We start from the raw sequence: 21183 nt of genomic DNA on the forward strand, positions 1-21183 counted from the left end.
GGACGTGAACGAACGGCCCCGACTACCCGAGACGCGCGCCGCGCTGGAGCTGCGCCGCGCCGTCCGGGAGTGGCTGGGCCGCTACGCGCCCGAGGGTGTGGTCCGCGTGGCCCTCTCCGGCGGCGCGGACTCCCTGGCCCTGACCGCCGCCGCCTGCGTCGAAGCCGACGTGGTCGACGCGCTGATCGTGGACCACGGCCTGCAGGACGGCTCGGCCGAGGTGGCGGATCGCGCCGCGGCCACCGCGCTGGGCCTCGGCTGCAGGTCTGCCCGGGTGTTGCGCGTTCAGGTCGAGCGCAGCGCGCCGAACGGGGCGATCCGGCCGGTGTGGTCGGCGGATCCGACCGCGGCCGTCGTACCGACACCCGAGAACGGTTCGCCCCTCGAGGGCGGGGCCGTTCCGGTGGCGGAGTGGGCGGCCGGGGAGGAACCGGCGGGCAGCGGTCCCGTGGGCAACAGGTTCCCGGGCGGGCCCGAGGCGGCCGCGCGGCGGGCCCGATACGACGCGTTGCGGGCGGCCCGCGAAGGCAAGCCGGTGCTGCTCGGGCACACGCTCGACGACCAGGCCGAGACCGTGTTGCTGGGCCTCGGGCGCGGGTCGGGGGCGCGATCGATCAGGGGGATGGGGGAGTACGACGAGCCGTGGGGGCGGCCGCTGCTGGGAGTGCGGCGGAGCACGACCCGGGAGCTGTGCGCGGATCTGGGGCTCGAGGCCTGGGAGGATCCGCACAACAGCGCACCGGAGTTCACCCGGGTGCGGCTGCGTGCCGAGGTGCTGCCGTTGCTCGAGGAGGTGCTCGGGGGCGGGGTGGCCGAGGCGCTGGCGCGGACGGCGGCGCAGCTGCGGGAGGACTCGGCGGTGCTGGACGCGCTCGCCGGGCAGTTGCTGGCGGCGGCGCGGGCGGGCGACGGGCTGGGGATCGAGACGCTCGCCACTGCCGAACCCGCGATCCGGCGCCGCGTCATTCGCGCGTGGCTGCTCGAGCGTGGCGCAAAATCATTGACGGACAGCAATTTACGTGCGGTGGAGGCGCTGGTCACGCGGTGGCGTGGGCAGGGCGGGGTCGCGGTGGGGGGTTCACCCAGCGGGACGAGGTTGGTTGCCGCGCGTGAACATGGCAGGCTCATACTCGGGTCGGAGTGAACCCGTTTTTTGAAAGAGTCACAGTCGGGTCGACTGAAGGGAAACCAGCGGACGTGTACGGGGACGACATCGCGTCGGTGCTGATCAGCGAGGAAGAGATCGCCGCCAAGGTCGAGGAACTGGCCGAACTGGTCGCCAAGCGTTATCCCGCCGATGCCCCCGAGGGTGACCTGCTGCTGGTGGGCGTGCTCAAGGGCGCGATCTTCTTCATGACCGATCTGGCCAAGAAGCTCACCGTGCCGACGCAGATGGAGTTCATGGCCGTCTCGTCCTACGGCTCCTCCACCTCGTCCTCGGGCGTGGTGCGCATCATGAAGGACCTGGACAAGGACATCGCCGGGCGCAATGTGCTGATCGTCGAGGACATCATCGACTCCGGTCTGACGCTGTCGTGGCTGCTGCGCAATCTGTCCAGTCGCAACCCGGCCTCGCTCGAGGTGGTGACGCTGCTGCGCAAGCCCGACGCGCTGCGCACCCAGGTGGACGTGATGGCCGTCGGCTTCGACATCCCGAACGAGTTCGTGGTCGGCTACGGCCTCGACTACGCCGAGCGGTACCGCGATCTGCCGTACATCGGCACCCTGGATCCGAAGGTCTACGGCGGGGAGTAACCGCCGCCTCACCGGCTCGAAAAACAGGCCGCCTTCCACTGTGGGAGGCGGTCTTTTGCCGTATTGTGACCAAACTCACTCGATCGGCTGGTTTGGGGTGTGGGCCGGGGCGGAGCGTTGTTGCTGAAGGTCAGCGCTCGGATCGCTTTCGGATCGCGGATTGAACAAGATCGTGAATCAATGCTGGTCAAGTGTCCGTTTCGAGGCGCGTGGGGGAGTGCTGGCAAATGGCCAGGAATTCGCGAGTCCGGTTAACGGAATGTTGAACCGGCGTCATATGCTGTCCGTAACAAACCTGACGGCTGTTTTCTGATCCTGTTGCAAACTTTTGGGTCGGATACGGCTGGAAAATCAAGACCGATTCTGATAGCAAGGGGCTATGGACCCGCATTTGCGCGACCTGCGGTATTTCGTCGCCGTCGCTGAGGAACTGCATTTCACCAACGCGGCGCAACGGCTGCACATCGCTCAACCCACCCTGTCACGACAGATCCGGCAGCTGGAACGCCAGCTGGACGTCGTGCTGTTCGACCGCAACCAGCGCAGCGTGGCCCTGACCGTCGCCGGCAAGGAACTGCTCGAAGGCGCCCGGAAGATCCTCGAACTCTGGGAAGTCACCAATGTCGCCCTGCAGGAGGCCGGTGAGGTGCTGCGCGTCGGCATCCAGTCCTCCATCGGCCGCGGCCTGATCACCGACCTGGAGAGCGCCAGCGGCCACCGGCTCGCCCTGCACTCCGCGTCCTGGACCGACCCGTCCAGCGGCCTCGCGGGCCGCCAGGCGGACCTGGCGCTCATGTGGCTGCCCGTGCCCGACACCAGCCGCTACCGCTGGCAGGTGCTGCGCACCGAGCCGCGCTGGGTGCTGCTGCCCGAGAACCACGCCCTCGCCGGCCAGGAGAGCATCGACTTCGCCGACCTGATCGACGAGCCCTTCGTCGCCATGCCCGCCGAAGCCGGTGCGGCCCGCGACTTCTGGCTCGGCGCCGACTCCCGCGGCGGCCGCCAGGCCAAGATCGGTGCGGAAGCCGCCACCGCGGAGGAACGCCTCGAGGCGGTCAGCCTCGGCCTGGGCGTCTGCCTGCTGGCCGAGAACAACGTCCCCATGTACCGCTGGCCGGGCCTGACCGCCCGCCCGGTGACCGGCCTGGCCCCGTGTGAACTCGCGGTCGCCTGGCGCGCCGACGACGACCGCCCGACCATTCTCGAGTTCGCGGCCCGCGTGCTCGACGGCGGCTTCGCCGAACAGGAACCGCTCGCGGCCGTTTAGGCCCGAGGGAAGGACAGTCCGAGACGGGCGGCGGCAGAGGGTCGGAGGTTGCCGCGGTCGGTCCGGGCAGTGTGGGCCCGGCACAACGGCGTGCGGGATCGGCACGAAGACAGCGCCGCGTCACTTCGGTGACGCGGCGCTGTCGTGTGTCCGGAGACGGTCAGGAGGCGGTGCCCCGTGTCAGGAGACGGTGTCCGATCTCGTCAGGACGCAGTGTCCGATCTCGTCAGGAGACAGTCCGCTGCCAGGGGTGGGCGGCCTCGATCTGGGCGGCCAGCCGCAGGATGGTGGCCTCGCTGCCGGGCGGGCCCGCGATCTGCGCCGCCACCGGGGTGCCGGAGCGCGGGTGCAGGCCCATCGGAATGGAGATGGCCGGCCAGCCGACCAGATTCCACAGCGGCGTGAACGGCGAGAACTTCACGTTGGCAAGCGCATTCGCCAGCCACGGCCGTGAATGCCAGCGGCGGGCGCGCGGCGCGGGGGTGGCCAGCGTCGGTGTGATGACCACGTCGTAGCGCTCGAAGTAGTCCAGCAGCCGCGATTCCACCCGGTCGACCTGCGAGGCCCGCAGCAGACCCGACTTCAGCACCATCCGGCCCAGCGCCACGTGGGTGCGGGTACGGCGCTGCAGCCGGTCGGGGTGCGGCACGGTCGCGGCCTCGCGGGCGGCATTGGCCAGCCAGCGCAGCAGCAGCGCGAAAGTCACGCCCTGGTACGGGAGTTCGGCCACGCCGATGATGTGCCCGGCCAGCGAGGCCGCCGCGGCGGCCTTGTCGGCGGCCGCGGTCCAGGCCAGATCGACGTGGGCGAGCGGCATCGGGGTCGCGGTCGCCAGGCCGATGCGCAGGGTCTGCGGGGTGTCCAGGTCGGCCAGGTCGGGGCGGTCCGCCAGCACCGACAGCATGAGCGCCGTATCGGCGACAGTCGTTGCGAGAACGCCGTTTTCGGTCATTCCGCCCCAGGAGTCGATGCCCACGTCCGCGGGCACCAGGCCGCGTCCCGGCTTCAGGCCGACCACGCCGGAGCAGGCCGCCGGGATGCGCACCGAGCCGAGTCCGTCGTTGCCGTGCGCGATCGGCACCATGCCGGAGCCGACCGCCGCGCCGGAGCCACCCGACGAACCGCCCGCGGAGTAGCGGGTGTTCCAGGGACTGCGGGTGATGCTGCCCGGCTCGTCGGTGACGCCCCACAGCCCGAACTCGGGAACGTGGGTGAGCCCGACGACCACCGCGCCCGCCGCCCGCAGCCGCCGCACCACGGCGTGATCGGCGGTGGCGGCCAGATCGGACCCGGACAGCGACCCGCCTCGGGTCACCTCACCCGCGACGTCGATGTTGTTCTTGACCGCGATGGGCACCCCCGCCAGCGGCAGCATGTCCAGGTCGGCCCGCTCGGCGACGGCGCGGGCCTCGGCGCGCGCGGCCTCCTCCCGGACCAGGCTGAAGGCGTTCAGCTTCCGGTCGCGGGCGCGAATCCGGGTCAGCGCGGCCTCGACGGCGTCCTCGGGGGACAGGGTGCCGTTCTGGACCGCGGTGGCGATGCCGATCGCCGTGGTCGGATCCACCGGGGGACGGTCGGACGGCGTGTCGGAATCGGGCATGTCGGCTCCCCCGTCTCGCGCGTTTAGCGCCACCGCTTCCTCCTCGGCGGCTCCGGCCGCGGCGATGTCCGCCGCTAATGCCGTGCCCTCGTCGTACATGCTCGTCGTCCCCCGTCGCATCGTGTCGAAATCGGGTGATCCGCTCGTGGCCCGCAAGTTATCATTCCGGCTATTGGTCGGGGATGATGGTGCTGGGTGTGGCGGGTTCTTTGTCCGAAGATCGGAATCCACGACATCCCCGGATCGACCGTGCGGATCGACGACATCCGTGCCGAGCCAGAATGGGTGCGGACATGGCTTCTGGTTCCGACTACCGTTCCGGCGCGTACTCTGCCGGAACCGAATCGAGTGCGGTCGTCGCTTTCGCGGCGGCCTGGGACTCCGCTGCGTCACCACCCGTTATCGCCGACTATCTGCCCGACGCCAGCACGCTGCGCCGGGGCGCGCTGCTGGAGCTGATCCGCGTCGACATGCGTCACCGGTGGCTGCGCCGCACGACCGGGGAACCGGCCACCCCGCCCAAACGACTGCGCGACTACAGCGCCGAATTCCCCGAGCTCGCGGTGGCCGATCTGCCCGCCGGGCTGGTGTACGAGGAGTTCGTCATCCGCCGCCACAGCGGCGAGCGCGTGGATCCGCGCGACTGCCTGCGCGAATACCCGGATCAGGCGAGCGAACTGCGGCAGCTGCTCAATGCCGACGATGAGGACCAGAGCACCCGCCGCGCCGGGCCCGATGAATCCACCCGCGGCGATTTCGAGCTCGACGCCACCCGCGGCGCCTGGCTCGACGAATCCACCCGGCTGCCGGTCGAGGCCACCACCCGCACCGGTCAGCCGATCGACGGCGACACCACCCGGGTGCCCGACGCGAGCGAGCTGACCCAGTACGAGGACCCCTCGCAGTTGGTCAGCGACCCGGCCGACCCCACCCGCGTCACCGACGGAGTCGCCACCACGCCCGACACCGGCGCGCTGCTCGATCGCATCGAGATCGGCCAGCGCATCGATGATTTCGACCTGCTGACCAGCCTCGGTTCCGGGGCGTTCGCCCGCGTCTTCCTGGCCCGGCAACGCTCCCTGCAACGCCTGGTCGCGGTGAAGATCTCCGCCGACCACGGCACCGAACCGCAGACCCTGGCCCAGCTCGACCACGACTACATCGTGCGCGTCTTCGACCAGCGGCTGCTCTCGGACGTGCGCACCGAATCCGGGCGGCGGCTGCGGCTGCTGTACATGCAGTTCCTGCCCGGTGGCACCCTGCTCGGCGTGCTGCGCTGGGTGCGCGCCACCCCGCCCGCCGAACGCAGCGGGCAGCTGCTGCTGGACGCGGTGGACGCCGCCATGGAGGAGAAGGGCGAGATCCGGCCCACCGACTCCAGTGTGCGCGCCGAACTGGCCGGGCTGAGCTGGCCGGAAACCGTCGCGTGGCTGGGCCGCAGGCTGGCCGAGGCGCTGGACTACGCGGACTCGCACGGGGTGCTGCACCGCGACGTGAAGCCCGCGAACGTGCTGCTCACCGCCGAGGCCGTGCCGAAGCTGGCCGACTTCAATATCAGTTTCAGCCGCAATCTGGACAGTTCCAGCCCGGTCTCCTACTTCGGTGGTTCGCTGTCCTACATGTCCCCGGAACAGCTGGAAGCCTGCCATCCGGCGGCCGCGACCAGTGCCGCCGACCTGGACACCCGGGCCGACATCTTCTCCCTCGGCGTGGTGCTGTGGGAGCTGCTCACCGGGGCCAAACCCTTCGACGACACCACCGCCGGACCCGGCGACCACGGCGACCGCACCACCCTCGAGGCCATGCTCACCCGCCGCCGCCACGGCGTCGACACCGTGGCCCTGGACCGGGTGCCGCCCGACTGCCCGGCCGCGCTGCGCCGGGTCCTGCTCACCTGCCTCGAACCGTCCCGCGAGCAGCGTTGGAGCAGCGGCGCCGTCCTCGCCTCCCAGCTCGACCTGTGCCTGGACGAACGCGCCCGCGACCTGGTCGACCCGCCGCCGCACAGTTGGCGGAAACGGATGCGGCCGTGGCTGATGCCGCTGGTCATCCTGGCCGTGGCGATCCCGAACACCCTCGCCTCGCTGTACAACATCGCGCACAATCGGGCCTTCATCATCAGCCACCTGTCCGAGTCCGCCATGCGTACTTTCTTCCTCACCACCTCGTTGGTGAACCTGGTCTTCTTCCCCCTCGGCACGGCCATCATCGCCTACCTGTGCCGCTCGGTGATCGTGGTGCCGCGCGGCCTGCGCAAAGGCCGCGAATACGACGCCGAGACGCTACGCAGAGCCCGGGCGGACGTCCTGCTGGCCGGGGAACGCATCTCCCTGGTGGTGTTCTCGCTGTGGGTCATCGCGGGCTTCACCTTCCCGATGGTGCTGCGGATGACCGCCACCGACCTCCCGGCTCGCGGGATCGTGCACTTCCTGGTGTCGCTGGTGGTGTGCGGTGCGATCGCGGTGGCGTACCCGTTCTTCCTGGTCGCCTTTTACCTGGTGCGGTGCATCTATCCGATGTACCTGCGGCACGGGGACATCAGCGGCGAGGACGCGGTGTGGTTGCACCGGCTGGGACGACGCTGCACCACCTATCTGGCGGTGGCGGCGTCGGTGCCGCTGCTGGCGGTCGCGGGCGTGACGTTCCTGCCGCCGGAGGACATCCCCAAGGTGATCGTGGCGGTGCGCGTGCTCAGCGTCGGCGGGATCGCCGCGTTCGTGCTGATCTACATCATCTTCCGGGCCCTCGAAGCGGACCTGGCGGCGCTGGAACGGGTGGTCGCCCCGGCCCGTTCGGTGCACGAGACCGTCAAGGCCACGGAATCCGGCGACGGCGGTGACCCGGGTGCCGAGCCGTGAGTGAACTCTCGGCCCGAGCTCTCGCCCGCTTTGCCGCCGACTGGGAATCGACCCTGCGCGGTGACCGCCAGGAACCGCCGCCCCTGGCCGGGTACCTGCCCGACGGGCGCGCGGTCCGGCTCGAGGTCCTCACCGACCTGGTCCGTGTCGACATGCGGCAGCGCTGGCGCCGCGCCGGACTGGAGAAGCGGATCACGGAGTACCGCGACGAATTCCCGGAGATGGGAGCCAGCCCGGCCTTCGCCGACCTGGTGTGCGACGAGTACCTGGCCCGCAGCCGCTTCCGGCCCCTCGACGTGGACAGCTTCACCGCCGAATACCCCGAGGTCGCCACCGAGATCCGCCGCCGCTTCACCGGCGAGACCCCGCCGCCGCCTCCGCCGGTGCTGCCCGAGGGCATCGAAACCGGCCGCCGCCTCGACGATTTCGATCTACTCACCGATCTCGGCGGCGCCGACTACAGCCGCATGTTCCTGGCCCGGCAGCGCTCCATGCAGCGACTGGTCGCGGTCCGGGTGGAGGCGGGCACGGACAGCGACACCGACACCGTCGCCCAGCTCGACCACCAGTACATCGTGCGCGTCTTCGACCAGCGGCTGATCGCGGACGGCAGCACCGGGAAACCGCTGCGGCTGCTGTACATGCAGTACGTGCCCGGCGGCACCGCCGAGGGCGTGCTCGCCCAGCTGCGCCGCGAAGCCAGGACGGCGGGCAATGGCGGCAAACCCGGAGGCCGCGTGATCCACCGCGCCGCCCCCGCCACGAACGGGCTGCCCGACGGCGGATTGCTGCTGCGCGCCATCGATTCCGCCATGGAGGCCAAGGGCGAGAGCCGCCCGTCCGGATCGCCGGTACGGACCGACATCGCCGCCCTGAGCTGGCCCGAAACCGTGGCCTGGGTGGGGAGACGGCTCGCCGAGGCACTCGAATACGGGGAACGGCAAGGGGTGCTGCACCACGACATCCGGCCGGCCAATGTGCTGTTCACGGCCGAAGGGGTGCCGAAGCTCGCGGATTTCGCACTGGGGCCGATGTATTGGAGCACGGGCTTCATCGGGACGCGCGGCGCGACCGCGAATGGTGAGGGGGCACTGCGGTATCGGTCGCCGGAGGCGCTGCGGGCCCTGCTGGATTCGGCCGCGCCGTCACCCGGTCCGGCCAGCGACATCTACTCGCTCGGTGTGGTGCTGTGGGAAATGCTCACCGGCGCACTGCCGTTCGACGATACCGAGGCGAGGGCCGAGGCTGGACACGACACCACCGCCGAACCGGGGGCCGGAGCCGACCACGAGACCGCCCCCGAGCACGGGACCGTGGTTGAGCACGGGACCGGAGCCGAACGGGGGACTACTGCTGATCAGGGGGCCGGAGTCGAGCTGAAACCCGCGGCCGAGCCGGTGGCCACGGCCGAAGCGGAGGCCGGGACCGGGACCGAGGCCGTGCGGGCGATGCTGGCCCGCCGCATGGCCGGGGTGCCCGCGGCGGCGTTGGACAACCTGCCCCCGGACACTCCCGCCACCCTGCGGCGCGTGTTGCTGGAATGCCTGCGCCCCGACGCGTCCCGGCGCTGGCAGAGCGGCGCCCAGCTGGCCGGTCAGTTGGATCTGTGCCTGGATCCCGATGCCCGGGATCTGATCGACCCGCCCGCGCACAGTCTGTGGGCGCGGTTGCGGAGCTGGCCGGTGCCGATCGCGATGCTGTGCGTGGGCCTGCCGAACGCACTGGCCAGCTGGTTCAACATCCGGATCAACAAGAGCCTCATCGTGGATGAGCTGTCGGCGCCGGACCAGAACCGGTTCGAACAGGTGGCGCTGATCAACAATCTGGCGACTTTCCCGATGGCCGCGCTGCTGTTGTTGTGGCTGGCGCGGCGACCGTTGACGGTCTCGTATCGGCTGGGCCGTGGGCACGAGTACACCCCGGATCAGCTGGCCCGTGCCCGCGCCGACACCCTGCTGCTCGGAGAGCGGGTGGTGTGGGTGCCGTTCGCGTTGTGGCTGATAGCCGGAATCGCGTGGCCGCTGGCGCTGGCCGGAGCGGGAGCGCGTCTGCCGCACATGGCTTTCGCGCACTTCTTCACCGCGCAGGTGGTGTGCGCGACCATCGCGCTGGCCTATCCGTTCTTCCTGATCATGGTGTATTCGGTGCGGTCGCTGTATCCGCAGTTGTTGGCGCGCGGTTCGGTGGGGCACGAAGATCGGCGGCAGCTGGCGGCGCTGGCGCGGCGCAGCAATTTCTATCTGGCCGCGGCGGCGTCGGTGCCGCTGCTGGGTGTGGCGTCGGTGACCTTCGTGGCGACCGACGATCTGGGGTTGGTGATCGTGCCGCTGCGCATCCTCAGCGTGGGCGGGGTGCTGGCGTTCGTGGTGATCTACCAGTTGTCACGAATGCTGGAAGCCGATCTGGGAGCGCTGGTTCGCGCCATTCCCGAAGGCGGGCGCTGATTCCCCGTAGGCTCGTGGGGTGGCGATACGTGGCAGTGTCGAAACCTCCTTGGCGGAGTTGGCGGCGCGTGTCCGCCGGCGTGCTGAAGGTCATTCCGGTCGGTTTCTGCTGGGGATCGCGGGTCCGCCCGGGGCTGGCAAATCCACCCTCGCCCGCGGCCTCCGCGACGAACTGAACCTCGCCGCCGGGACCGCCATCGCCGAAGTCGCGCCCATGGACGGCTTCCACCTCACCAACGACCAGCTCCGCGCCGCCGGAATCCTGGACCGCAAGGGCGAACCGGAGACGTTCGACGCCGAAGGTTATGTGGCGCTGCTCCGAACGCTCCGCGACGCCGCCCCCGGCACCCCCGTGCCCTGGCCCACCTACGACCGCGACCTGCACGAACCGGTGCCCGGCGGCGTCGTCTTCGACCACCACGGCATCGTCGTCACCGAAGGCAACTACTTGCTCCTCGACGACCGCGCCCACCCGGGCTGGGCCGCCGTCCGCCCCCAGCTCGACGAGGCCTGGTACCTGGACGTGCCGCGCCCGATCATCGAACAACGCCTGCTGCGCCGACATATTCGCGGCGGCCGCACTCCCGCGGCCGCCCGCGACAAGGTGACCAACAGCGACCTGCGCAATGCGGTCCTGGTCGAATCCACCCGCGTCCGAGCCGATCTGGTGCTCCGCAAAGCAGGTCGCGGCTACCGCATCGACTGACCGGTTACCGCGCCGGCCGAGTGTCGAAGTGCCGCATCCATTCCCGGGTGCCGAGGTAGCGACACGAGGCGCCGGCCACGACGGCCGCTTCGCGCAGTGCCGCCGGGAAGTCCGCGCCGCGCTCGTGGAAGTGGCAGAACGCGCCGTGCAGGATGTCACCCGCCCCGAGCGTATCGATCGCGGGTTCGGCGGGAACCTGGACCTCACCGCGGCCGCCCGGCATCGAATAGCGGATCGGGCCGCCGCCCCCGGTGACCGCCACCAGCGCCGGGCCCATCGCGTGCAGGTGGTCGAACACCTCATGCACCGAATTCGCCGCTACCCCAGGCGGAGTGAAGGCACTAGAGCAGATCGCGATGTCCACGACGGGCAGCAGTCCGGCATGTACCGGTCGCCAGCGTCCGGCATCGAGCACTACCGGCACACCCGCCGCTCGAGCCGCCGTCGCGAGCCGCACGGCATGGTCGGGATAGTGGCCGTCCACCAGCAGCAGTGACGCGTCCGCGACCGTCTCGGCCGTCGAGTCGTCGAGACCCGGATGGATCCGCGAGCCGTCCAGCGACACGATGGTCCGGGTGGCCGCCCCGGTCGCGACGATGATCGAGGACACCGGCGGCTGCTGATCACCGTCCGGGGTGAGGTCCACGGCGGTGACGCCGTGCTGCCGCAGATCACCCCGGATCAGTTCCGCCAGTGGGTGTTTCCCCAGCGCGGTGACCAGCGCGGGGTGTGCGCCGGACAGGAACGCGTACGCGACCGCCGCATTGGCGGCCGGTCCGCCCGCGCCGAGGAACAGGTCGGCGGCCTGGGTCTTGGAGTCCTCGGCGGGATACCGGTCGACGGCATAGGCGAGATCCAGTGTCGACAATCCGGCGAAAACCGCACTCCTGCTTCCCATGCCGCCGACCCTACGGCGAGCTAGTCGCGCACCCGGTGCTCGTACGCCTTGCGCGCGTCGCCGTCCACGTCGTCGAGGAAGGCGGTCTGTGAGCCCAGCGCCCGCCCGATGGCGTCACCCACGGCCTGCGGCAGCAGCCCCACGGCCTGTGCGATGATCCCCGCCACCGCGGTGACCCGCGCCTTCGCCTTGGGCGCCACGATCAGCTTGGCGATGGCGTCGGCGATCTCCTCCGGTTCGGCGGCGCGCAACAGCTTGGGCAGTGAAACCCCGGAGCCCAGTTCGGTTTTGGTGAGCGTGGGCAGCACCGAGGAGAACTCGAGTCCGGTACCCCGGTACTCCTCGCGCAGGGTGTCGGTGAAGCCGAGCACCGCGTGCTTGCTGGCGTTGTAGGTGGCCAGGCCGGGAATATGGCTCTCGCCCGCCAGCGACGCGATATTGATGACGTGCCCGCGGCCGCGCGGCAGCATGCGGGCGATGGCCAGTTTGGAGCCGAGGATCACGCCGTAGACATTGATGTCGAGGATGCGGCGGGTGATCTGGTCGGGCTCGTCCACCACGCGCCCGGTGGGCATGATCCCGGCATTGTTGATCAGCACGTCGATCGGTCCGAGGCGGCGTTCCACCTCGTCGAGGAAGCCCTCGAAGGACTGCTGGTCGGTGACGTCCAGCTTGTCGTAGACGTCGAAATCCCGTGCCGCGCCGGACTCTTTGACGGTGGTCTCGTCGATGTCGCCGATGGCGATCTTCGCGCCGAGCGCCTGCAGCGCGGTGGCGGTGGCCAGGCCGATGCCGCGCGCGCCGCCGGTGATCACCACGACCTTGCCGGTGATGGTTCCGAAGTTGGTCATCACTGCCCCCGCACGGTCTTGACGATGGCGGGCACGTTCAGACGCCGCAGCCCGCGGGTGCCCGCGGCCCGCATGGCGCTCATGGCGAACATCAGCTTGGGCGGCGAATACGGGAACCACAGGGGTTCCTTGGTCATGGTGGGCAGGATCGGCTTGGTGATGGCCTGCTGGCGGCAGTACTTGCGCACGCCGTTGGGGCCGCCCCAGCGCGCGCCGGTGCCGGACAGGCCCCAGCCGCCCATGGGCAGCGCGAAGCTGAACATATTGGCGAACACGTCGTTGATATTGACCGCGCCGGCGTTCAGCTGGCGCGCAACGCGTTCGGCGCGATCGTTGTCGCCCGACCACACCGACGCGGACAGGCCGTAGATCGAATCATTGGCCAGCCGAATGGCTTCCGCCTCGTTGGCGACCTTCATGACCGGCAGTGTGGGGCCGAAGGTCTCCTCGGTCATGCAGGTCATGGTGTGGTCCACGTCGGCGAGCACGGTCGGCTCGAACAGCGTGCCGACGCCGGTCCGCTTGCCGCCGGTGGTGATTCGCGCACCCGCCTTGACGGCCTCCTCGACATGCCGCTGGACGATCTGGGCCTGGTTCTCGTTGGCCAGCGCGCCCATGTCGAACTGCGGCTTGCGGCCGTCGACGCCCTGGCGGACCTCCTTGACCGCGGCGGTCAGCTTCGCCAGGAACTCGTCGTACACGGCGGCTTCCACGTACACGCGCTCCACCGAGATACAGACCTGTCCGGCGTTGAACAGCCCGCCGAAGGCGATGCCGTGCGCCGCCCGGTCCAGGTCGGCGTCGGCCAGCACGATGGCCGGGTCCTTGCCGCCGAGCTCCAGGCTGAACGGGATCATCCGCTCGGTGCAGGCCGCGGCGATCTTGCGGCCGGTGGCGGTGGAACCGGTGAACTGGATGTAGTCGGCGTTGCCGACCACGGCCGCGCCGGTCTCGCCCGCGCCGGTGACGACCTCGAAAACCGGGGGCGCGCCGATCTCACGCCAGCCGCGCGCCAGTTCGACGGCCGAGAGGGGGGTCACCTCGGAGGGCTTGAGGATGACCGCCGCGCCCGCGGCCAGCGCCGGGATCACGTCGATGACCGGCATGGCCAGCGGGAAGTTCCACGGGGTGATCACGCCGACCACCGGGTACGGGCGGAAGACGGTGGTCAGCTGCTTGACCCGGGCCAGCGGGCTGTGCGGCGAAGGGTGTTCGTCGGCGAGGAATTTCGCGGCGCGGCGGGCGTAGTAGCCGGTCAGGTCGACCGAGAAGGCCGGGTCGATGAGCGAGTCCACGCGGGCCTTGCCGGTCTCGGACTGCAGCACGTCGGCCAGGTGGTCGGTGTTGTCGACCAGCCAGTCCTGGAGCTTGAGCAGCCACTCCTTGCGGCCGTCGGGGCCCAGGGCCTCCCAGGCGGGCTGATGTGCGCGCAGCTCGCGGACCTTGGCCGCGATGGTGTCGGCCGAGTCGATCGGGACCGTCCCGGCGAGCGCCCCGGTCGCGGGGTTGCGGACCTCGAGCTCGGTGGCCGGCGTCGGGGCCTGGGGCTGCGGGGCGGCCTTGGTCGCGGTCCCGGCTGCCTTGCGGGTCCCGGTCTTGCGAGCGGTGCCCGCGGCGGGTTCGGTATTGGTCACGATGTGCCTCTCCCCATGCGCTACGTTGCGATCGCGAGCTGTGTGCCAGCTCACCGGACTATGATCGTGACACAATTTCGCGAGCCCATGCTTGGCCAATCGGGTCAATAGTTCCGGTCGGTTTTGTGCTCGGAGTACAAACCCCGGAGGTGCCCCGTGACGACGACGCTGAACAGCGCCGAGCTTCGGCAATGGATCGCCGATTTCGTCGCCGAGACCCTGCCCGCCGAAACCCTCGAACAGGTCGTCACCCGCCTCGACAACGCGATCATCGCCCGCATCCCCGAACTGCGCGACCGCGATATGCGCCGCGACCTGGCCGCCAGCAGCCGCGCCCACGCCGTCGCCGTGCTCAGCGGCCTCACCCAGGACCGCTTCGACTACCCGGTCCCCGAGGAAGCCCACGCTTTCGCCCGCACCGTCGCCCGCCGCGGCTACGACGTGCGCCTGCTGCTGCGCGTTTACCACCTCGGCCAGGAGGCCTGCATCGACTACATGACCGAGGTGCTCGAACAGCGGCAGCTGCCCCGCGATATCGAAAGATCGCTGCTGCTACGGCTTTTCGACCGAACCACGCGCTGGGTCAGCACCTCGGTCGAAACTCTCACCGACACCTACATGGCCGAACGCGAACGCGGCCTGCGCGCCGCTCTCACCCAGCGCGCCGAGATCGTGCGCAGCCTGCTCGACGGGGCCGACGTGGACACCGAGAGCGCCTCGGCCCGGCTCGGATACCGGCTCGGGCAACGGCATCTGGCGCTCGTGGTGTGGACCGACGAGGATGCCGCGCCGTTGCCGTCCGACGGCAGCGGTGAGGCGGTGGGCCGGCTCGACCGGATCGTGGCCCGATTCGCGGGCACGATCGGCAACGGCAGCCTGCTCACCGTGCCCTCCGGCGCGGCCGCGCTGTGGGCCTGGATCGGCGTGGACGGCGACGGAGTGTCCGGCCCGGCGATTCCCGGGCCGGACGATCCGGTGTGGTCGGTGGACGCGCCCGTGCGCGTCGCGGTCGGCGTGCCCGCCACGCACACCACCGGATTCCGGGCCAGCCACCGCGAGGCGGTCGCGGCCCGGCAGGTCGCCGAACGGGCCCGGCCGGATACGCCGCGGGTGCTGCACTACTCGGAGGTGGAGGTCGCCTACCTAGCGGGAACCGATGAGGCCGCGATGCGATCACTCATCACACGGGAACTGGGCGCACTCGTCGCGCCCGACCCGCAGTCGGCGCGATTGCGCGAAACCTTGCATGCCTATCTCCGAGCCCGGCGCAGCCCCGACGCGGCCGCGAAAATGCTCGGCGTGCACAAGAACACGGTGCGATACCGCGTTCAGCGCATAGAAGAACTACTCGGTCACTCACTCGACCAGCGCGGACCTCGGCTGGAGATCGCGCTCGACTGCGTGGCGGTGTATGGGGTGTGATTCGGCGAGCCTCAGCTCGCCTCCTCCGCGATGGCCTCCCGGGCGGCCCGGCGACGGGTGGGCGGTTCGCCCTCCGAGGCCCGGCGTTCCGGTAATTCGGCCAGCAATTGGGTAGTGGCCGCGGCGATTGCCGCGACCGCCTTGTCCACCGCCGTCTTGGTGGCCGTTGTCAATCCCGACACCCCGCCGACTTTCCGCACGTATTCCTGTGCGGCGGCATAGATTTCCTGCTCGGTGGCGGCCGGTGTGAGACCGCGCAGCAGGGTGATGTTCCCACTCATGCCCCCAGAGGTTAGCGTCGGATTACCCGCTGTGACAGGGCAAGATTCAGACAATTGCGTGACTGTGTCGTGCCGGGCCGCCGAAATTACGGACCGAATGGTTTGCCGATTATTCGCACCCGCCGCGACGGGTGTGGCAGACGCGATCGGCGAATAGGCGGCCACTCCAAGATCGATGGGGAACAATCGGGTTATGCCCGCCCGCGACGTACCCACGCTGACCACATTTCCCTATCCGGAGCTGGACCAGCGCGAAGACGATCATTGGTCCGGTGCGCAGGTCTCGGACGACGAACTGCGCGCACTGGCGCTCGGCGGCTTCTATTCAGCGCGCTGGGACGCCTTCCACGACGCGCTGCTGCTCGGACCCGAACGCGACCACCCCTTGGGCGATCGCCGCGAACTTGCCATCGACACCCTCACCGGAGCCTGGGGCATCACCGACGGCACCGAGGCCATGGCCTCGATGGAACAGCTGCTCGATGGCATGCACGGCCCGCTCTACGCGCTCGTGCATCCGCTCGTCATGGCGGCGATCAACTCCCCTGAACGCGACCGCTTCGGCGAACGCGCGGATCGTCATCGCGCCTTCCTACGCCAGGTCGGATCTTTCCGCGGCATGGAGAATCCCGAAGCCCTGGTCCGCGATTACGATATCTGGTCGCAGGCCATCAAACTCGGTCTCACCGACCACCTGGTCCGCCCGCTGCCCACCGATATCCAGGCCTGGGATCTGGCCCGTGTGGTGGCTGTCGCCCGCATGGCCTATACCGCCGGCTACCTCGACGCCGACGTCGCCTGGGACTACCTGATGCGGGCCCTGCCCCCGGCCCAGCGCAAATACCGCAACTGGCGGCAATTCGGCGACGCCTATCTGGCCGGGTGGACCTACTGGCAGGCCTGCGAGGACCTCGCGGAACTGAAATCCGGTGGCGTGGATCGGCGCATGGAATTGCTACGCCTGTGGATGCGTCCGACCAGCCCGTGGCGGCGGATCACGCTGCAGCCGGACGAATGACATCCCCGGTTCGGGGGCCATTCGCCCCCAAACCCGTGCCGCGGTCCGGCGGTGTCGATCAGTCCGGCAGGGACCGCAGAATTCCGCGGCCGTAACGCTGGAACTGCGCGTCGTCGACCATGCCGAGCGAATGGCGCTCGACCAGCAATTCCCACTCCGAGTACAGCTTCGCCACGCCCGGATCGGCCGGCCCGGCCGCACCGTCGGCGACCTCGCGCTGAATGGCGAAATTCAACGCGCCCGCGACCCGATCGGTATCGGCGCGATCGGTGCCGAGGAAATTCCAGATCAGATTGCCGTCACTGACCTCGAGACCGTATTCGCCCGGAGCGGAGTCCGCCGCGTCCTCGTCGTCGGTGGTGCGCGCCCACAGCAGGGTCGCGATCGGTAGCTCGTGGGCGAAACGCTTGCCCAGCCCGAGGGCCACGAAGATCAGCCGCGTGGTGGTGACCGCGAGCAGGCCGGTGGCCTTGGGCGCGGGCGCCTGCGCGGTGACCAGGGCGGTCTCCAGTACGTACTCGCCGGGCGTGACGAACCGCTGCAATGCCGCGATCGCGGGCTTGACGTCCCGCTTGGGGGCCATGCGCCGCACCGCGCGGTCCACGTCGGCGCGAGCGGGTCCGCTGCGACCCCAGGAGGGCGCGGGCGGGGTCAGATCGGGGGCGGCCACGTCCAGCCGCTGGGTGGCCAGGATCTGGTTGTTGATCCGCTCGACGATGACGGTCGCGGCGGGCACATCGTGTTCGGCGATGAGCACCGGCAGCGGGGTCCGGTCGGCGGGGACTCCGGTCAGGACCGGGGTGGGGTAGCGGAGATAGATCTCGATGACGACGGCGTCATCGGCGCGCCGGTTCAAACGAACCTTCAGCAGGTCGCTCACCGGCACGTCGAGCACGCGCTCGCCGTCCGTTCCAGGTCGCAGCACCGTCAACCGCCCGTTGCCATGACGCACAATCGCCGTGGGTGTCCGTAGCTCGACTATGTCCATACCCCCTGCGCTCTGTTGTGTCGCCACTCACGATGTAACGACCATGCCATGATTGTGACCACGAGGTCCGACACCAGGGGGTGATCGAACCGACGTGTTGCCGCAAGTGGTCGGGGAACCACCCGCGTTCTCCAGCCGTTTACCTGTTGAACTGCACTAGCTGCCGAACTGCGCGATGTAACGACTAGACCGTACGCGGTACCGTGGCATGTCCGCATCCGTTCGCCGGAACGGGCGTGCCCCGAAAGCACAGCAGGCAACCGGATACACCCCCCGGAAAGGACTGGCCTCCGGCCGACGCTCTATGACCCGCAAGAATGTGTTCCGCAACCTGGCCATAGTCGCGGGCTTTCTGCTCGTGATCTGGTTGGTCAGCTATTTCAGCAACGACACGCGCGGCTGGCATAGCGTCGATACTTCGGTGGCGCTGTCCCAGCTGCAGGACAAGCAGAATGTCGAATCGGTTCAGATCGACGACAAAGAACAGCAGTTGCGCATCACGCTGAAGAATCCCACCGACGCGACCAAGGGCGAGACCAAGCTGCTCGCCAAGTATCCGGGCGGCGGTGAGGTGTCCGCGCAGATGTTCAAGGCCGCACAGGATTCCGGCGCCAAGGTGAACACCTCGGTCAAGCAGGACTCGTGGCTGAGCCAGATCCTGCTCTTCATGCTGCCCATGGTGATCCTGCTGGGCCTGTTCATCTTCGTGATGTCGCGCATGCAGGGCGGCGGCCGCGGCGGCATGATGGGCTTCGGCAAGTCGAAGGCCAAGCTGCTGTCGAAGGACATGCCCAAGACCACGTTCCAGGATGTGGCGGGCGCCGACGAGGCCATCGAAGAGCTCGAGGAGATCAAGGACTTCCTGCAGCAGCCGGCGCGCTACCAGGCGCTGGGCGCGAAGATCCCCAAGGGCGTGCTGCTCTACGGCCCGCCCGGCACCGGAAAGACGTTGCTGGCCAAGGCCGTTGCCGGTGAGGCGGGCGTGCCGTTCTTCACCATCTCCGGTTCGGACTTCGTCGAGATGTTCGTCGGTGTCGGCGCATCCCGCGTGCGTGACCTGTTCGATCAGGCGAAGCAGAACAGCCCCTGCATCATCTTCGTCGACGAGATCGACGCGGTCGGCCGCCAGCGCGGCGCGGGCCTGGGCGGCGGTCACGACGAGCGTGAACAGACCCTGAACCAGCTGCTGGTCGAGATGGACGGCTTCGGTGAGCGCACCGGCGTCATCATCATGGCGGCCACCAACCGGCCCGACATCCTGGACCCGGCGTTGCTGCGTCCGGGTCGTTTCGACCGGCAGATCCCGGTCGGCAACCCGGACCTCAAGGGCCGCCGCGCGATTCTGGCCGTGCACTCCAAGGGCAAGCCGATCTCGCCGGAAGCCGACCTGGACGGGCTGGCCAAGCGCACCGTCGGCATGTCGGGCGCGGATCTGGCGAACGTCATCAACGAGGCCGCGCTGCTCACCGCGCGCGTGCACGGCACCGTGATCACCGGTGCGGCCCTGGAGGAGTCGGTCGACCGCGTCATCGGCGGCCCCCGCCGCAAGTCGCGGGTGATCAGCGAGCACGAGAAGAAGATCACCGCCTACCACGAGGCCGGTCACACCCTGGCCGCCTGGGCGATGCCCGATATCGAGCCCGTCTACAAGGTCACCATCCTGGCTCGCGGCCGCACCGGCGGCCACGCCATGACCGTGCCCGAGGACGACAAGGGCCTGATGACCCGCTCGGAGATGATCGCCCGCCTGGTGTTCGCCATGGGTGGTCGCGCGGCCGAGGAACTGGTGTTCCACGAGCCGACCACGGGTGCGTCGTCCGATATCGACCAGGCCACCAAGACCGCGAAGGCCATGGTGACCGAGTACGGCATGAGCGCCCGCCTGGGCGCGGTCCGCTACGGCCAGGAGCAGGGCGACCCGTTCCTGGGCCGGTCCATGGGCATGGGTTCGGACTACTCGCACGAGGTGGCCCGCGAGATCGACGAGGAGGTGCGCAACCTCATCGAGGCCGCGCACACCGAGGCCTGGTCGGTGCTCAACGACTACCGCGACGAGCTGGACTCGCTGGCCACCGCGCTGCTGGAACGCGAGACCCTGCACCGCAAGGACCTCGAGACCATCCTCGCCACCGTCGAGAAGCGGCCGCGCATCACGGCTTTCAACGATTTCGGTGAGCGCAAGCCCTCCGACCGCCCGCCGGTGAAGACGCCGCGCGAGCTGGCCGCCGAGCGCGGTGAGCCGTTCCCGGAGGAGGAGTCGCGCCCGGCGGCGCAGCCCGCCAACGGGTACCCGGATCCGGCCTACGCCGGTGCGCAGCCGCAGTACGGCGGCGGCTATCCGGCCCCCGCGCCGCAGGGCTACCCGGTGGCGCCGCAGGCTCCGGCCTACCCCCGCCACGGCACGCCCACGCACGGTTCGCGTCCGGACTACGGCGCTCCGGCCGGCTGGTCCGCGCCGGGCTGGCCGCCGCAGGAGGACGAGGGTCAGGCCCCGCAGCCGCGCGGCGCGTACGGCGGCTGGGCGCCCGCGGGTAACCAGCGGTATCAGCCGGGCGGTCAGTACCAGCCGGGCTATCAGCAGCCGGAGTCCCCGGCCGCGTCGCCCGCCGCCGGGAATGACGAGGACGAGAAGAACGGTTGGGACGGACCGAACGGTCGTCGCTGACCGCGGTCCCGATACGCTCTAGGGGTTCGCGGCCCGGCTCGGGCGAGTTCGTTCGCGGGGCGATTGCCCACGCGAAGGACTCGCCCGAGTGGCACGGCGACCGCGTCCAGGCCGCGTCTGTATGTGCGGCAAGTCAACACAGGAGGTGTCGATTGTCGGCCACCAACAATCGTGTCGTATCCGGCCCGATCGCGCTCGACACCGGTCGGCAGTTCGATCAGGAGCGTGCCGAGGCCGCTGTCCGCGAACTGCTGATCGCGGTCGGCGAGGACCCGGACCGTCCCGGTCTCGCCGATACCCCGGCCCGGGTGGCCCGGGCCTACCGCGAGATGTTCGCGGGCTTGTTCACCAATCCGTCCGACGTCCTCAACACCACCTTCGAGGAAGGGCACCAGGAACTGGTGCTGGTGCGCGACATCCCCATGTACTCGACCTGTGAACACCACCTGGTGGCGTTCCACGGCGTCGCGCACGTCGGCTACATCCCCGGCCCGCACGGCCGGGTGACCGGTCTGTCCAAGCTGGCCCGTCTGGTCGACCTCTACGCCAAGCGCCCGCAGGTGCAGGAGCGGCTCACCTCCCAGATCGCCGACGCGGTGATGGAGAAGCTGGATCCGCGCGGCGCGATCGTGGTGATCGAGGCCGAGCACCTGTGCATGGCGATGCGCGGCATCCGCAAGCCGGGCGCGTCCACCACCACCTCGGCCGTGCGCGGCATGCTGCAGAGCAATGCCTCCTCGCGCGCCGAGGCCCTGGACCTCATTCTCCGAAAGTGAGCGGGCTGACCATGGCCGAG

Annotated in this window: 16 protein-coding genes; 10 read left to right on the forward strand and 6 right to left on the reverse strand. The window is 69.6% G+C overall.

Annotated elements, in window-relative coordinates; translation table 11 throughout:
- Positions 1–4: 4 nt before the first annotated feature.
- The 3 genes from ABZ412_RS03285 (at position 5) to ABZ412_RS03295 (ending at position 3022) form a co-directional block, all read left to right on the forward strand.
- The gene (locus tag ABZ412_RS03285) at positions 5–1144 is read left to right on the forward strand and encodes a tRNA lysidine(34) synthetase TilS (RefSeq protein WP_357275658.1); all 1140 of its coding nucleotides are present in this window, start codon (positions 5–7) and stop codon (positions 1142–1144) included.
- 53 nt (positions 1145–1197) lie between these two features.
- Positions 1198–1755, forward strand: coding sequence for a hypoxanthine phosphoribosyltransferase (hpt, locus tag ABZ412_RS03290; protein WP_357087534.1), 558 nt, complete (start codon positions 1198–1200; stop codon positions 1753–1755).
- A 379-nt stretch (positions 1756–2134) separates the two neighbouring features.
- Positions 2135–3022, forward strand: coding sequence for a LysR substrate-binding domain-containing protein (locus ABZ412_RS03295; protein ID WP_357275660.1), 888 nt, complete (start codon positions 2135–2137; stop codon positions 3020–3022).
- A 226-nt stretch (positions 3023–3248) separates the two neighbouring features.
- Here the strand turns inward: ABZ412_RS03295 and ABZ412_RS03300 are convergent, their stop codons facing one another.
- Positions 3249–4622, reverse strand: a complete 1374-nt coding sequence (locus tag ABZ412_RS03300) for an amidase (RefSeq protein WP_357275662.1) — start codon at positions 4620–4622, stop codon at positions 3249–3251.
- 293 nt (positions 4623–4915) lie between these two features.
- Between ABZ412_RS03300 and ABZ412_RS03305 the strand changes: the two genes are divergently transcribed.
- The 3 genes from ABZ412_RS03305 to ABZ412_RS03315 are packed head-to-tail and all read left to right on the forward strand — an operon-like array spanning position 4916 to position 10630.
- Positions 4916–7480 (forward strand): protein kinase, encoded by a 2565-nt coding sequence (locus ABZ412_RS03305; protein ID WP_357275665.1) that lies wholly within the window; start codon positions 4916–4918, stop codon positions 7478–7480.
- A complete protein-coding gene (locus tag ABZ412_RS03310; RefSeq protein ID WP_357275667.1) occupies positions 7477–9924 on the forward strand; it encodes a protein kinase in 2448 nt (815 codons plus the stop codon). The genes ABZ412_RS03305 and ABZ412_RS03310 overlap by 4 nt, the downstream gene beginning before the upstream one ends.
- A 19-nt stretch (positions 9925–9943) precedes the next feature.
- Complete coding sequence (locus ABZ412_RS03315; RefSeq protein WP_357275669.1) at positions 9944–10630, forward strand: nucleoside/nucleotide kinase family protein; 687 nt, start codon at positions 9944–9946, stop codon at positions 10628–10630.
- Between the two features lie 4 nt (positions 10631–10634).
- Here the strand turns inward: ABZ412_RS03315 and ABZ412_RS03320 are convergent, their stop codons facing one another.
- The 3 genes from ABZ412_RS03320 to ABZ412_RS03330 are packed head-to-tail and all read right to left on the reverse strand — an operon-like array spanning position 10635 to position 14013.
- Positions 10635–11528 (reverse strand): PfkB family carbohydrate kinase, encoded by an 894-nt coding sequence (locus tag ABZ412_RS03320; protein WP_357275672.1) that lies wholly within the window; start codon positions 11526–11528, stop codon positions 10635–10637.
- A gap of 20 nt (positions 11529–11548) precedes the next feature.
- Positions 11549–12379 carry an SDR family oxidoreductase gene (locus tag ABZ412_RS03325; RefSeq protein WP_357275674.1) on the reverse strand — a complete coding sequence of 277 codons (831 nt, stop codon included), beginning with the start codon at positions 12377–12379 and terminating at the stop codon, positions 11549–11551.
- On the reverse strand, positions 12379–14013 hold the full coding sequence (locus ABZ412_RS03330; RefSeq protein ID WP_357275676.1) for an aldehyde dehydrogenase family protein: 1635 nt from the start codon (positions 14011–14013) through the stop codon (positions 12379–12381). Before ABZ412_RS03330 ends, ABZ412_RS03325 begins: the two co-directional genes overlap by 1 nt.
- 156 nt (positions 14014–14169) lie before the next feature.
- Between ABZ412_RS03330 and ABZ412_RS03335 the strand changes: the two genes are divergently transcribed.
- Positions 14170–15435 (forward strand): helix-turn-helix domain-containing protein, encoded by a 1266-nt coding sequence (locus ABZ412_RS03335; protein WP_357275678.1) that lies wholly within the window; start codon positions 14170–14172, stop codon positions 15433–15435.
- Between the two features lie 11 nt (positions 15436–15446).
- On the opposite strand, the gene ABZ412_RS03340 is transcribed toward ABZ412_RS03335, so the two are convergent.
- Positions 15447–15716, reverse strand: a complete 270-nt coding sequence (locus ABZ412_RS03340; RefSeq protein WP_357275681.1) for a DUF2277 family protein — start codon at positions 15714–15716, stop codon at positions 15447–15449.
- A gap of 193 nt (positions 15717–15909) precedes the next feature.
- On the opposite strand from ABZ412_RS03340, the gene ABZ412_RS03345 reads away from it, so the two are divergent.
- Positions 15910–16734 carry a DUF1266 domain-containing protein gene (locus ABZ412_RS03345; RefSeq protein WP_357087511.1) on the forward strand — a complete coding sequence of 275 codons (825 nt, stop codon included), beginning with the start codon at positions 15910–15912 and terminating at the stop codon, positions 16732–16734.
- Between the two features lie 58 nt (positions 16735–16792).
- Here the strand turns inward: ABZ412_RS03345 and ABZ412_RS03350 are convergent, their stop codons facing one another.
- On the reverse strand, positions 16793–17659 hold the full coding sequence (locus ABZ412_RS03350) for a hypothetical protein (protein ID WP_357275683.1): 867 nt from the start codon (positions 17657–17659) through the stop codon (positions 16793–16795).
- Between the two features lie 367 nt (positions 17660–18026).
- Between ABZ412_RS03350 and ftsH the strand changes: the two genes are divergently transcribed.
- Positions 18027–20387 (forward strand): ATP-dependent zinc metalloprotease FtsH, encoded by a 2361-nt coding sequence (gene ftsH, locus ABZ412_RS03355; protein ID WP_357275685.1) that lies wholly within the window; start codon positions 18027–18029, stop codon positions 20385–20387.
- A 152-nt stretch (positions 20388–20539) separates the two neighbouring features.
- A complete protein-coding gene (folE, locus tag ABZ412_RS03360) occupies positions 20540–21163 on the forward strand; it encodes a GTP cyclohydrolase I FolE (protein WP_357275688.1) in 624 nt (207 codons plus the stop codon).
- Positions 21164–21183: the final 20 nt, after the last annotated feature.

This window comes from Nocardia sp. NPDC005746 (genome assembly GCF_040630785.1).
Taxonomy (GTDB): domain Bacteria; phylum Actinomycetota; class Actinomycetes; order Mycobacteriales; family Mycobacteriaceae; genus Nocardia.

Coding starts and splice junctions, on each gene's coding strand:
- ABZ412_RS03295 (WP_357275660.1), top strand. CDS start 2,135: ATGGACCCGCATTTGCGCGACCTGCGGTATTTCGTCGCCGTCGCTGAG.
- ABZ412_RS03300 (WP_357275662.1), bottom strand. CDS start 4,622: ATGCCCGATTCCGACACGCCGTCCGACCGTCCCCCGGTGGATCCGACC.
- ABZ412_RS03305 (WP_357275665.1), top strand. CDS start 4,916: ATGGCTTCTGGTTCCGACTACCGTTCCGGCGCGTACTCTGCCGGAACC.
- ABZ412_RS03320 (WP_357275672.1), bottom strand. CDS start 11,528: ATGGGAAGCAGGAGTGCGGTTTTCGCCGGATTGTCGACACTGGATCTC.
- ABZ412_RS03325 (WP_357275674.1), bottom strand. CDS start 12,379: ATGACCAACTTCGGAACCATCACCGGCAAGGTCGTGGTGATCACCGGC.
- ABZ412_RS03340 (WP_357275681.1), bottom strand. CDS start 15,716: ATGAGTGGGAACATCACCCTGCTGCGCGGTCTCACACCGGCCGCCACC.
- ABZ412_RS03345 (WP_357087511.1), top strand. CDS start 15,910: ATGCCCGCCCGCGACGTACCCACGCTGACCACATTTCCCTATCCGGAG.
- ftsH (WP_357275685.1), top strand. CDS start 18,027: ATGACCCGCAAGAATGTGTTCCGCAACCTGGCCATAGTCGCGGGCTTT.